This window comes from Deinococcus sp. Arct2-2, from assembly GCF_004801315.1.
GTDB lineage: Bacteria > Deinococcota > Deinococci > Deinococcales > Deinococcaceae > Deinococcus.
In genome coordinates this window covers 90,437-102,587 of the sequence record NZ_SSNW01000001.1, presented here as the reverse complement: position 1 = coordinate 102,587, position 12,151 = coordinate 90,437, and the positions used below count along the sequence as shown (strand labels likewise).

The window sequence follows — 12,151 nt, the reverse complement described above, 5'->3', positions numbered from 1 at the left end:
TGATTAAGTCCATGCCTTACTTGTTGGTCAGTTGGGTGGTGACGGTCTTGAAAGAGTCGGCCTTCTATGCTTAAGCCCTACAACTTACTCGCAGGGTTCTGGATGCCGTTCCAGACATCGACTGACCGCCCTCAGCGTCGGCAGGTCTTGGCGTGTGCAACAACGACTGACGCAGGCGAGGCCTGTGATGCTTTGGCCCGTGCAATTTCGGCCCGAACCGCCCGCCCCCACTTCTCCTACTAGCACCGACACATAAGCACCAAAAGGACACCATGACTTCCACTCTATTTGCCGCCCGCACCCTCACCGCCGCCCTGCTGACCCTGCTGTTGGCCGCTCCCTCTGCACAGGCCCGCAACCTGTCTCAAATCAAAGCTTCCGGCGTGCTGCGCGTGGCGACGCCTGCCGATGTGCCGCCCTTTTCGTTGGTCAATGCGGGCAAGCATTTCGGCTTCGAAGTGGAATTGCTGGAAGCGTTGGCTGCCGATCTGGGCGTCAAAGTGACCTACGAAATTGCTCGAATCGATCAATTGACCACCCTGCTACAAGACGACAAGGTAGACGTGGCGATCAGTGCGCTGGGCATTACCAGCACCCGTGAAAACAAGGTGGACTTTACGTCCTCTACCGCTTGCCTCGGCGTATCGGTGGTGTCGCTCGATCCCAACATCAATGTTCACACCGATCTGGCAGGCAAGAAGATCGGCGTCATCGCCGGTTCCATCATGACTTCGTATGTGCAGAAATTGCCCTTCGACAAACAGGTCAACGTGTATCCCAGCAACAACGATGTCGTGCTAGCCGTATTTTCCAAAGCTGTAGACGCGACGGTGGCTTACAGCGTGGCCGAAGGCATGGTCAAGAAGTTGTACCCCAAAGCCAACGTGCATTTTGGCCCCCCGCTGTGGAGCGTGCCGATTGGCATGATGGTGCGTGAAGACAACGACAGCACCCGCTTTGCCCTAAATCTGGGCCTGATCAAGATGCAGCGCAGCAGTGCTTACGCGGCCCTGAGTACCAAGTATTTCGGGAAGGATTTGCGCTGCAAGAGTTGAGGGTTCAAGGCGTCTAAGGGTCTGAGGGTCTAAGGAAGGGCAAGGGCAATCGCGTTGCTCATTCACCCCCTCTGCTTCGCAGCTCTGCGAGTCCCCGGCCCTCCTCCCCGGCCCTCCCCCCTCAAGGGAGAGGGAGCTACATAAAGCTTTTTGCACTTGCCCTTGCCCTCTCCACTCATGGGAGAGGGGCGCTCTGCAAGAGCGGGATGAGGGGGCAATTCAGCGGCGAATCCGCCCCAGCACCCAAACTCACCGTCACACATCTACAACAACCCAACCTAGAATCAGCGCCCCCAACACGACAGGGGCGCTGATTTCGTTATCAGTTTGACCGACTATTCCCGCTTGCTGCTGATGGCTATCAACGTCTCCCAATCGTCGGGCTGGGCCGGGTCATCTAGTGCGGCGCGGTTGCGGCCCACGAAGCCGCATTTCTGGCAATCATGCACGATGACCCAACCTTTTTTGCCGCTCTGCTCCACGCCCACTGGCTTCATCAGGCCATGACAGAGGCTGGCGCGGTCTCCGGGCAAAATGTCCACATGTTTGCTGTGCAGACAGTGGGGGCAATGGTTCCGCACGCTGCCGTTTTTGAGGGGCTGGACTTCTTGCCCGCAGTGGCCGCACACGAACGGGTTATTGGTGCCCTGCACCGTAAATCTGCGTGTGCCTGTATCGCGGGGCTGGGTCATGGGCGGCCAGATTTCTGAGTGGCCTTCCTACCTGCCGAACTACGCGACAGCCAGCGGGCGTCCAGAAAGGCGCGAATGGCGGGTGTGGCGACTAATGCCGTGCCCAGCAGCAAAAACGCGATTCCGGCAATGCTGATGACCCAGCCTTGCCAACTGACCCCTCCGGCCAACATGCCCACGACAAACACCAGCAGGCCCGCCGCCATAGACAGACTGAGCGTAATGCGCCACGCCCACACGCTGCCGCGCCACACCTGCCCCAGCAGCACCGCCGTCGCGCAGGCGTACAGAATGTTGCGGGCCAGATTCGCCGTTTGGCCCTGAATCAGCCCGCCCAAAAACGGCGTGACTGTGAGCATGAAAATGCACAGCAGCACCGCCAGCGTCGGCACACGCCCGCGCTCGGCCAACGTGGGCAAAGAGGAAGATGGAGTAGGACGGCGGGTCTGGCTCACGGCTCTATTTCACCACAAGAGGCGCGGGACAACCGGGACAGGGATTACGGGCGGCCACAGACTAGGGCGCACACAGGCTAGGGCGCAAGCTCTGCGGCAGCCCAGTTCTCCGCTACCTTGACGCATGCCCGCACCCGCCCTCCAGATTCTCAGTGTGAATATCGGCCAGCCTACGGCCCTCATCATCGGCCCCGCCAGCGCCGCCCCGCGCACCGAAATCACGGGGATTCATAAGCAGGCCGCAGCGGGCCGGGTACGTGTGGCAAGACTGGGACTGGAAGGCGATCATGTGATGGACACCCGGCATCACGGCGGCCCCGGTCAGGCGGTGTATGTGTACACCCAAGAAGACTATGACCACTGGGCTGAAGAATTGGGCGACTCGCTTGACCCCGGCACGTTTGGCGAGAACCTGCTCATGGCGGGACTGGAATCGGCAGACGTGCGCATAGGCGAACGCTTTTGGGTGGGGAGCGCCGTGCTGGAGGCCACCGCTGCCCGGATTCCCTGCATGGTGCTCGCCGCCCGCATGAACGATCTGGGCTTCGTGAAACGCTTTGCACGGGTGCGCCGCCCCGGTTTTTATGCTCGCGTAATTCAGGAAGGCGACGTGGGGCAAGGTGACCCCGTGCGCCGCGAAGCTGCCCCAGACGGCGCACCCAGCATCGGGGAGACGTTTGACCTGTGGTTCAGTCAGTCGCGTGACCCGGACGAGATGCGCCGTTACCTGAAATACCCGCTGGCCCAGCGGCTGCGGACGGATATTGAGGAGTGGCTGGGAGTGATTCGGGCGTAGCGCGTAACCCCCCCCATTGCTTTGCAATGCCCCCCCTTAGAGGGGAGGACACTGTTCTCCCACTCCCCCCAAGTTACGCCCGCAGTTTGTCTCCGTAATATTTGCGGAGCTTGGCGACTTTGGGCGCAATAACGGCCATGCAGTACGGCTGCCGCGCATTGTTGGCGTAGTAGTCCTGATGGTAGGCCTCGGCCACATGGAAGGTGGTGGCGGGTTCGATGCTAGTCACGATGGGGCGGTCAAATACGGCCTGCGCGGTCAAGTCGGCTATCACTTCGCGGGTGTCTTGTTCTTGCTGGGGATTCAGGGGAAACACGGCGCTGCGGTATTGCGTGCCCGCGTCGCCGCCCTGACGGTTCAGCGTGGTGGGATCGTGGGTGGCAAAAAACAGCCCCAAAAGATCGCGGAAGCTGACCTGCGCCGGATCGAAAGTGACGCGAATGGCCTCGGCGTGCCCGGTGGTGCCGCTGCATACGCTGTTGTAATCGGGCTGGGGCGTATGGCCGCCAATGTAGCCACTTTCCACCTTTTGCACGCCACGCACGTCGGTCATTACGGCTTCGGTACACCAAAAGCAGCCACCCGCGAGGATAGCTTGCTGCGTTGTGGCTGGTTGCGTAGGCTGAGTCATGGCCCTATTCTGCCGCGCCCCAGCCCATATGAAGGCGCGGGAAGGCACGGTTCGGCTTATCACTTCTCAGACCCTAAACCTCATCGTCGGCGGGCAGGGGCGCTTCGGTGGGGTCAGCCCGGCCAATAGAGATTTCCCGGTAAGGGTGTTCGCCGGACTGGATGGGCAAGTGTGCGTCTGGGGCCGGGTGCCGAATCGTGACTTGCGGTGCGGGGGCGTCGAACGTGGGCTGGGCTGGAGTGCTCAGAGGGTCTGGATTGGTCATAGCTACAGTGTGCGCGAACGGCATGCGGGGCAGGTCAGGCGGCCCTGGGAATGGTCTAAGCAGGGGCAATCGCTGGCGCTCAGTATCAGCAAATCCCTTTTAACCTCGGGTGCTAGGGGTTGCGAACGGGACATGAACAAGCGGAAGCTCCGGTATGCCTACCAAAGAACTTCCGCTGGATCAGGAGAGCGTCGAAGACCTGTTCACGCTCATCTACGTGTACGTAGATGATTATCTCCAAGCCGCTGCATGCAGCGGCTTAGTTGTGCTCCCCCACGAACCGAATCAGAAGGGCAGTTACGGCGAACTGATGACGATTGCGCTCGTGGGCGAAGTGCTTGGCGAAGTGTCAGGGCAGAAGTGGTTGGCTCAGGTGCGTTCGACGTACCGGGCACTGTTTCCGTGCCTACCGGATCGCAGCCGATACCTGCGAATTCAGTTAAATTTGGAAACCATTTACGCCGACCTTGCGCTGAGACTGCCCCACTTCGACGACGACACTGTGTCTGTGATTGACAGCACACCGTTGGTGCTGTGCACAGGGACGCGCTATGCGCGACCCCGAGCGATCACCGAGGCGGGCAGTGGACGCGGTGGGCACGGAGGCGACAGTGTGAAAGGACGGTTCTATGGCTTCAAGCTGCATGCCATCATGGACGATCATGGCATGATCGTCCGCTTTGCCCTCGCTGCTGGAAATGAAAGTGATCCGCCGCTCGCTCGCACCTTATTGGACGAACGTGAGGGAGCATGGGTACTCGGTGATCGGGGCTACCAAGGCTGTGGCGTCTACGCGCAACCCAAAAGCAACATGAAGCAACCGCGCCCCTGGTGGGGCGTTACGGATGGGCCTTAGAAAGACGATAGAAACGGTTTTTTCTCGTCTTGATCGCTCATTTCACCTGATGCTTCCACAGCTCAATTCTTTTCGATCCATTCGCGCCCATGTGTGCCGCAAGATTGCTGCCCACAATCTAGCCTTGTTCTTTGGCGGCCTTTGATCCCCTAGCACCCGAGGTTTTTAGGTCAACAGCAGCCGCGCCGCTACTAGGAGCACGATTCCGCCGTACATCCATTTTACGAAGGCGCTGCCCCGGAGCATCGCCATGCGTGCGCCTAGGTAAGCTCCGGCGGCGTTGGCGAGGCCCATCGGGAGGCCGATCCACCAGACCATTTGGCCGCCGATCAGGAAAAACAGGAACGCGCCGAAGTTGGTGGCAAAGTTGATGGTGCGGGCATTGCCGCTGGCCCGCACGAGGTTGAAGCCCACGAGGGCGAACAGGAACATCAGGAAGGTGCCTGTGCCGGGGCCAAGAAAACCGTCGTACACGCCGATGATCAGCGCACCGGGCAGCGTGAGGGCCAGAGTGCGGTTGGTCAGGCCCGGATAGCGGTCTTCTAGGCCGAAGCGTTTGTTCGCCAGCACCAGCGCCCCCACGCCCAAAATGACCACGCCGACAAGCGTGCGGAAGGTGTTGGGGTCGACGAAGCGCACCAGAAATGCGCCCAACGCGCTGCCGATTAGGGCCAGCGGAATGAGCCGCAGCACCAGCGCCCGGTCTACATGCCCCTTGCGCCAATACTGCACGGTGGCGCTGCCCGAACCGAAAATAGCCAAGAGTTTATTGGTCGCCACAGCCTGCGCCGGACTAAGGCCCATAAAAAACAGCGTGGGCAGCGTAATCGTGCCGCCGCCGCCTGCTACGGCGTCTATAAAGCCCGCCAAGAAAGCCAACGGCAGGCCGTAGAGCAGGACTTCGGGGCCGGGAAAGAAGGGATCAGGCACGCGGGGCAGGATAGGGGATATGGGGGGCGGCGGTGGGTGGGCGTCTAAGGGTTGAGGGTCTAGGGAAGGGCAATCGCTGGCGCTCACTCACCCCCTCTGCTGGCGCAGCTCTGTGAGTCCCCCCTCTCCTGCGGAGCTGTACCAGCCAAGGGTGAGGGAGCCAAAACCCCGACACCGCCACCCTAAGTCCTCCAAATCCTCCCCGCCCAACTGCGGGTGAGGCCGTCGTGCGTGCAACGCGCGGGCCAATTCCAGTTCAGAGACGACTGGCAATTCCGGTTCAAAAGAACGAACAATACGAGTCGAAATGCGACAAGATCAATCCTCCTCAGCGGAGCGACTGCTCCCCCTACCCGGTGGGGTAGGGGGCTGGGGGGTGGGGCGAAATGTGGGACAAGCTCCATACCCCCGTCCCGACAGCCCCCGACCCCCTCTCCCCCATTCCTGCTAGCCTCGCCCCCATGACCACGCCCGCCAACCCGTCCGCCGATTCTGCCCCCCTGCCTCCCCCACTGTTCGACACCGCTGTCGTGGCAGGCGTGGGGCTCATCGGCGGCAGCGTGGCGCTGGGACTGCGGCAACGGTTCTTGGCAAGGCGCGTCATCGGCTACGACGCCAACCCGGACGTGCTGCGGGAAGCCGAAGCGTTGGGCGTGGTGGACGAAGTGCGGGCCATGCCCGGTGAATGGCTGCGCGGGGCCGACTTGGTGGTGCTGGCCGCGCCGATGCGGGCGCTGACGCCGCTGGCCCGTGACCTCGCGCCGTACTTGAACCCGGCGGCACTGGTGACCGACGTGGGCAGCGTGAAAGCCGGAATTGCCGCCGAGATGGAGGCGCTGGGCGTGCGAAATTTTGTGCCCGGACACCCGATGGCGGGCAGCGAGCGCGGCGGCGTGACCCATGCGCGGGCGGCACTGCTGGAAAACGCCGTGTGGGTGCTGACGCCCACCGATCACACGCCCCTGACCGCCCTGAGCCGCGCCCGAATGCTGGTGGAACATCTGGGCGCGGCCCCGGTGGTCATGCCGCCCGACGCACACGACGCATTGGTGGCTACAGTCAGCCACTTGCCGTACCTCGCCAGCCTTGCCCTGACGCACATGGTGGCGCGGGATGAACGCCTGAGCCTGCTGGCCGCCGGGGGATTTCGTGACCTGACCCGCGTGGCCAGCGGTGACCCGCGCATGAGCCGCGACATGGTGGTGGAAAATAAAGTGGCCCTGCGCGAAGCTCTGGCCCGCTTCCGGCGTCAACTGGAGCGCCTAGAGGCCGACCTAGACGAGCCCGAAGAACTCTTGGCCGCCGCCACCGAAGGCAAGCGCACCCGCGACAGCTTGCCTGTGGTGCGCCGCAGCCTGCTGCCGCCCAAGCACGATCTGGTGGTGGCCGTGCCCGACAAGCCCAACCAAATTGGCGCGGTGACTCAGGCGCTCGGCGCAGCGGGTGTAAACATCAAAGACATAGAGGTGCTGGCGATCCGCGAGGAAGGCGGCGCGATGCGGCTGGGGCTGGAAACCTTGGAAGACGTGGCCCACGCCAGCCAAATTTTGCGGGAAGCGGGCTTCGAGGTACGCGGGCGAAGTTGAGGGTGGCTAGGACGGCAGAGTGATGATGCAGGGGGCGTTGGTTTGATCCGCAACCCACCACCAGAGATAGACCCGGATGTGAGTCAAGTACCGCTCCCACGCTGCCGCGTTTGCTCTTTTTTCATCTTGGTTGCAGGTCAACTTGAGGGCGGCGTGAAGCCGTTACAGTAAGCCACCCAATGACGGCGCTTCCTCCCCCTCTTTCCTCTTCGCCGCCTACCAGCGGCCCTGCCGTCCGTACTCCGGCCCGCCTGACCCCCATAGACACTTTCCGGGGCCTCACGATTTTGGAGGTGGTGGGCCACCACGCCAGCGGCATGGCCCTGCGTCACGCCGAAACTGGCTCGCTGACGCACGAAGCCCTGCTGATCCTCAACCGCACCCTGCATTTTGCCGTGCCCGCTTTCGTGTTCCTGTCGGCGGTGGTGCTGACCCGCAGCCTCCTCAAACGCTTTGATGCGGGGCGCTACTTTTGGCGGCGGCTGACGCGGGGGGCGTGGCCGTACCTGCTCTGGAGCGGGCTGTATATCGGCTGGTACGTGTGGACAGGCCAGCGCACGCCCGATACCCTCACCGATCCGGCCCGCTGGCGCGACTGGCTGCTGTACGGGAAAGCCAGTTTTCACCTGTATTTTTTGCTGGTGGCGCTGGAAGTGTATGTGGTGTTGCCCTTCCTGTTGCCGCTGGCCCGCCGCAAACCCAGCATTACAGCGGCCCTGCTGATCGGGCTGGCAGCGCAACTGGGCCTGTATCTGCTGAACCGTGAAGTCTTGAGGCTGCCTTTTCCGGCCAGTACGGTGCTGTGGTACGCCCTGCCCATTGCGCTTGGCGTGGCTGTCGGCTCGCGGTTAGAAGAATTTCAGGCGTGGTGGCGCAGGCGTCGGTTGGTGCTGCTGCCGCTGCTGGTGGCCGTCTACGCGCTGTATCTGCCCATTGCGCTGGCCTATGCCAGTGGCACGCCGGTGACCCCAGTGGTGTACAGCGGCCTCAGTTGGACATACACGGCGCTTGTGGCCCTGAGCCTGTTGGGGTTGGCCTACCGCCTAGAGCGCGGCCCCGACTGGCTGCGGCGCGGCGTGGCTACCATCGGCACGGTCAGTTTGCAAATCTACCTGATTCACCCGGCCATTTTGCAACTGCTGGAGCGGCGCGGTTTCCCAGATGGACGGCCCATCATGTTGCTGCTGACTACGGCCCTGTACGCCCTAATCGCACTGGCGCTGCCTGCGGTGCTGGGGCGCTTGCTGCTGGGCACGCGGGTAGGAACATTCCTGTTTGGCCGCTGAAGCTGTGCTGCTCAGGTGTCGCTGCCCGTCAGGTTGCCGTCATTCCCACCGCGCTAGGATGCGCCCCGTTCCTATGCGCTCTCTTCTGACTCTTTCTTTTTTGCTGACCGCTGCGCTTGTGCCCCATGCGCGGGCCGCCACGCCCCAAAACGTTCCGGCGCTGCCCACTCCTGCACCCTTTCAGACCCCTGCTGGAACGCCCCATGCCGCACCCATGCTCTCTGAAACCGTGACCCTCAACCGCCTGAGCGGGCCGTCCTTTTTGCGGATTCCAGACACTTGCCGAAAACAGGCCTGTGCGCTGGTGGTGGTGGCCCATCCACGCGGTCAAAGCGCCGAGCGCCTACACGCCAGCCCCCAAGTGAATGTGCTGGTGCAGGCACTGCTGGATGCTTCCTTTGCCGTACTGATCAGCGATGACGGCGGCGCGAACACCTGGGGCAGCCCCGCCGCGCTGGATCAGGTGGCGGGGCTGCACGCCGACGCCGTAAGCCAATTTGATTGGAATGGCCGCACCTACGCGCTGGGCCTGAGCATGGGCGGGCTGCTGGCGCTGCGTTCGGCGCTTCCGGGCAGCCCGTATCTGGTCAGCGGCGTGGCCCTCATAGACGGCTGGGCCGACCTGAGAAGCGCGTGGGGCGGTTCTGTGGCCCGCCGCACCGAAATTGCCGATGCTTACGGCTTGGGCACGGCCCCACCAGAGCCGTCGCTGAATCCGCTGGCCGAGATGATGAATCACGCGCCCCTGCCGCTCTTTTTGGCTGCCAGCCCAGACGACGCGGTGGTATCTATGAAGGCCAACGCAGACCTCGTGTACAGCAAAGCCGAAGCAGGCGTCAGCGATTGGGTGGCACTGACCGGGCCACACTTGGGCGGCAACCGTTTTTCGGTCACGCTGGCCCGCCAACTGGCCGGATTTTTTGGGCGGCTGGAAGCGCGGGAATTGGCACGGGGCGTGGTGCAGCGGTAGGAACAGCAGAATAATTTATGACGCACCGCCCAGAGCTTAAAACCTTGGGCGGTGCGTCACTCTTTTCAGGCAACGTGGAGTTTGCGTTTACATCGCGCTAGGAACTTCAATTCCAATCAAATCCAGCGTTTCCTCAAAGGCACGGCGCAACCTTGCGACGAGGGCATAACGAGCCTCGCGCACTCCCTCTGGACTTTGCAGCACATTGGTTAAAGGTTTTCCAGCTTTGTCTCTGGCGTTGTACCAAGCATTCAGCGATGTAGCTAAATCGAGGGCGTAGGCGGCCACCACATGCGGCGAATGCACGCGCACCGACTGGGCCACCACTTCGGGCAATTTGGCGACGATTTTGGCGAGGGTCAGGTCTACGTCCAGCAGCGCGTCCCAGTCAGCTCCAGTGCCGTCAATGGCGTACCCAGCTTCTTGACCCTTGCGGAGAATGCTAGAAGAACGCACTGCGGCGTATTGCAGATAGGGCGCGGTGTCGCCGTTGAGGGCCAACGCCTGATCCCAACGAAAGTCGATCTGGCGGGTGGGTTCGGCCTTAAGCATGGCAAAACGAATTGCACCGATGCCGATGCGCCGGGCAATTTCGGGGGCTTCAGGTGTGACAGCCAAAGCTTCGTTAATTTCAGCCAACAGCTTGAGCGCCCGCTTTTCGGCTTCGTCCATCGCGTCGTCGGCACTGACCGCAATGCCCTTGCGCCCGCTGATGGTTTGGCCTTCCAGCGTCACAAAAGCATAGCTGAGATGGATGCTGCGCTCTTTTTTCTCTTGTTCACCCGCCACGCCGAGGCTGCTGCGAACCACCGTCTGTGGGTGATCTTGGCGCGAATCGATTACGTTGATGACTTCCTGCGCGTGCCCAAAGCGCCGCTCCACATCGGGCTGACCATCGGGGGCGCTCGTCCAGACCGTGTGGCCTTCGGGATCGGTGATAAACGGCTTAAATTTCATGCCTTCAAACAGGCCGAATTTCCAGAACTGGTAGCCGATGTCTTTGGCGGCGTACATGGCGGTTCCATCGGTGCGGATCAGCACCACGTTGGGTTCTTCCAGCCCCGGCATAAATTCCGACACGTCCATCACGAACGCGCCCACATACTTGCCCTCGGTGGGGCGCGAAGTGTACGGACTGTTCTTCAAAATATTCATGGCTTCCGTGAGGAAACCGCTGCCTACCACGTCGGATTCCCAGTTCAGCAGGTCGTAGCGTGCGCCGAGGCGAAAGCAGGTGTGCAAGTGCGCGTGAACCACTTTTTCCACTTCTTCGCGCAGTTCTCCGGCTTCCAGTTTGTGCATGATTTCGGCAATGCCCGGTTCCAGCGCGGCCTTTTGTGGATCGGCATTCAGGCGCACGTAACCCTCGCCCAGCCAGCGGTCATATTTCTGCACGCCGTCCCACGTCAGACCGTAATGGTTGACCGCAAAGATGGATTCCGCCGCCTGCCGCCCGGTGTCGTCGATGTAATTCTGAACCTCTACGGTGTGACCCGCCGCCCGGAAAATGCGGGCCATGCTGTCGCCTAGCACCACGTTCCGGAGGTGGCCCACATGCAGTTCCTTGTTCGGGTTGACGCTGGTGTGTTCGATCACCACTTTGCCCACCCGCGCCTCTATCTGGGCCGGATTCTCCACCACATTCCGCACGAATTCGCCCCGGTTCACGAAGAAATTCAGGAACGGCCCCGCCGCTTCCACCTTCTGAATTCCGGCGGGAAGCTGCACGGCGGCGGCCAGTTGCGCGGCGATCTGCGCGGGGTTGCCGCCCAGTGCTTTGGCAATGAGGAAGGCGGCGGGCGTGCCGTAGTCGCCCGCTTTGCTGGGGGGCGTTTCCTGAATGGCCGCGTCGGTATCCGGTGCGCCAAGTTGGGCAGCAGCCGCTTCTACGGCGAGTTTGAGTTGAGCCTTGAGATCCATAACATGGGAGTGTAGCAGCGCATTGGCCCAGAGCCTTAGCGCACCACCAGCGCCACCGATTCCGCCTGCACCCGCAGCGGCATTCCGGCAGATTCGGCGTCCAGCCATGCGGTCAGGCGGTAGCTTCCCAGCGTCAGGGGCGGCAGGATTCGTTTCAGGGTCAGGGTGTCACCGGGAGCCAGCGTGCGCGTCAGCAGAATTTCGGTGCAGCCGATGCGCCCGCCCGTGCTGGGCGCAGTCACCGATCTGCCGTCGGAACGCATGAGGGCCACCAACGGCGGCAACTCGCATGATCCCCAATTGACCTGCGGCGTGTAGCGGAAGGTGACGGGGCGAGTGGATTTATTGCGAATCCCCAAGATGACCGTCACGCCCTTGACATCGGCAGAGGCGCTGGCAACCGCGATCAGGCCGAGGTTGGCGGGCGGTGCCGGAATGTTGATTTGTGGTTTGGGCGGCGTGGGACTGGGTTGGGCAGTGGGTTGAACGGGCGGCAGTTCCACCGAAGCAGACACGGCGGGCGGCATTGGGGCGGCTACCGGCTGGACGCTGGGGCTGGCAATTGGCGCAAGGATCGGGGCTGCAATCGGCTCAGCTTTGGGCGCAGGCGTCGGCCCCCGCAACCCGCCAAACACGGCGCACCCGCTGAGCAGGGCGGGCATCAACAGCAGCGCGAGTTGTTTGATTGGCCGTTGTTTCATTCTCAGCC

At 62.2% G+C, this 12,151-nt stretch carries 13 protein-coding genes; 6 read left to right on the top strand and 7 right to left on the bottom strand.

Going from position 1 to position 12,151, the window contains the following annotated elements; all coding sequences use genetic code 11:
- Positions 1-272: 272 nt before the first annotated feature.
- Positions 273-1,055 carry a transporter substrate-binding domain-containing protein gene (locus E7T06_RS00455; RefSeq protein ID WP_136363882.1) on the top strand — a complete coding sequence of 261 codons (783 nt, stop codon included), beginning with the start codon at positions 273-275 and terminating at the stop codon, positions 1,053-1,055.
- A 335-nt stretch (positions 1,056-1,390) separates the two neighbouring features.
- Here E7T06_RS00455 and E7T06_RS00450 read toward each other — a convergent pair whose 3' ends face one another.
- Together E7T06_RS00450 and E7T06_RS00445 are read right to left on the bottom strand one after the other, a co-directional pair.
- Positions 1,391-1,747 carry an RNHCP domain-containing protein gene (locus tag E7T06_RS00450; protein ID WP_136363881.1) on the bottom strand — a complete coding sequence of 119 codons (357 nt, stop codon included), beginning with the start codon at positions 1,745-1,747 and terminating at the stop codon, positions 1,391-1,393.
- Entirely contained in the window at positions 1,744-2,202 is a 459-nt protein-coding gene (locus tag E7T06_RS00445; RefSeq protein WP_136363880.1) for a hypothetical protein, read from the bottom strand. The genes E7T06_RS00450 and E7T06_RS00445 overlap by 4 nt, the downstream gene beginning before the upstream one ends.
- Before the next feature lie 124 nt (positions 2,203-2,326).
- Between E7T06_RS00445 and E7T06_RS00440 the strand changes: the two genes are divergently transcribed.
- A complete protein-coding gene (locus tag E7T06_RS00440; RefSeq protein ID WP_136363879.1) occupies positions 2,327-2,998 on the top strand; it encodes an MOSC domain-containing protein in 672 nt (223 codons plus the stop codon).
- 73 nt (positions 2,999-3,071) lie between these two features.
- Here E7T06_RS00440 and msrA read toward each other — a convergent pair whose 3' ends face one another.
- The gene (msrA, locus tag E7T06_RS00435) at positions 3,072-3,629 is read right to left on the bottom strand and encodes a peptide-methionine (S)-S-oxide reductase MsrA (RefSeq protein ID WP_136363878.1); all 558 of its coding nucleotides are present in this window, start codon (positions 3,627-3,629) and stop codon (positions 3,072-3,074) included.
- Between the two features lie 73 nt (positions 3,630-3,702).
- Positions 3,703-3,894 (bottom strand): hypothetical protein, encoded by a 192-nt coding sequence (locus tag E7T06_RS00430; protein WP_136363877.1) that lies wholly within the window; start codon positions 3,892-3,894, stop codon positions 3,703-3,705.
- Between the two features lie 154 nt (positions 3,895-4,048).
- Here E7T06_RS00430 and E7T06_RS00425 point away from each other — a divergent pair, with 154 nt between their 5' ends.
- Positions 4,049-4,750, top strand: coding sequence for a transposase (locus E7T06_RS00425; protein WP_240740768.1), 702 nt, complete (start codon positions 4,049-4,051; stop codon positions 4,748-4,750).
- 165 nt (positions 4,751-4,915) lie between these two features.
- On the opposite strand, the gene E7T06_RS00420 is transcribed toward E7T06_RS00425, so the two are convergent.
- Positions 4,916-5,680, bottom strand: coding sequence for a TSUP family transporter (locus E7T06_RS00420; protein ID WP_136363876.1), 765 nt, complete (start codon positions 5,678-5,680; stop codon positions 4,916-4,918).
- Between the two features lie 461 nt (positions 5,681-6,141).
- Between E7T06_RS00420 and E7T06_RS00415 the strand changes: the two genes are divergently transcribed.
- The 3 genes from E7T06_RS00415 (at position 6,142) to E7T06_RS00405 (ending at position 9,522) form a co-directional block, all read left to right on the top strand.
- The gene (locus E7T06_RS00415; RefSeq protein ID WP_136363875.1) at positions 6,142-7,266 is read left to right on the top strand and encodes a prephenate dehydrogenase; all 1,125 of its coding nucleotides are present in this window, start codon (positions 6,142-6,144) and stop codon (positions 7,264-7,266) included.
- 179 nt (positions 7,267-7,445) lie between these two features.
- Entirely contained in the window at positions 7,446-8,552 is a 1,107-nt protein-coding gene (locus E7T06_RS00410) for an acyltransferase (RefSeq protein WP_136363874.1), read from the top strand.
- A gap of 73 nt (positions 8,553-8,625) precedes the next feature.
- Positions 8,626-9,522 carry an alpha/beta hydrolase gene (locus E7T06_RS00405; protein ID WP_240740767.1) on the top strand — a complete coding sequence of 299 codons (897 nt, stop codon included), beginning with the start codon at positions 8,626-8,628 and terminating at the stop codon, positions 9,520-9,522.
- Between the two features lie 87 nt (positions 9,523-9,609).
- On the opposite strand, the gene E7T06_RS00400 is transcribed toward E7T06_RS00405, so the two are convergent.
- Complete coding sequence (locus E7T06_RS00400) at positions 9,610-11,442, bottom strand: arginine--tRNA ligase (RefSeq protein ID WP_136363873.1); 1,833 nt, start codon at positions 11,440-11,442, stop codon at positions 9,610-9,612.
- Between the two features lie 35 nt (positions 11,443-11,477).
- Entirely contained in the window at positions 11,478-12,143 is a 666-nt protein-coding gene (locus E7T06_RS00395; RefSeq protein WP_136363872.1) for a hypothetical protein, read from the bottom strand.
- Positions 12,144-12,151: the final 8 nt, after the last annotated feature.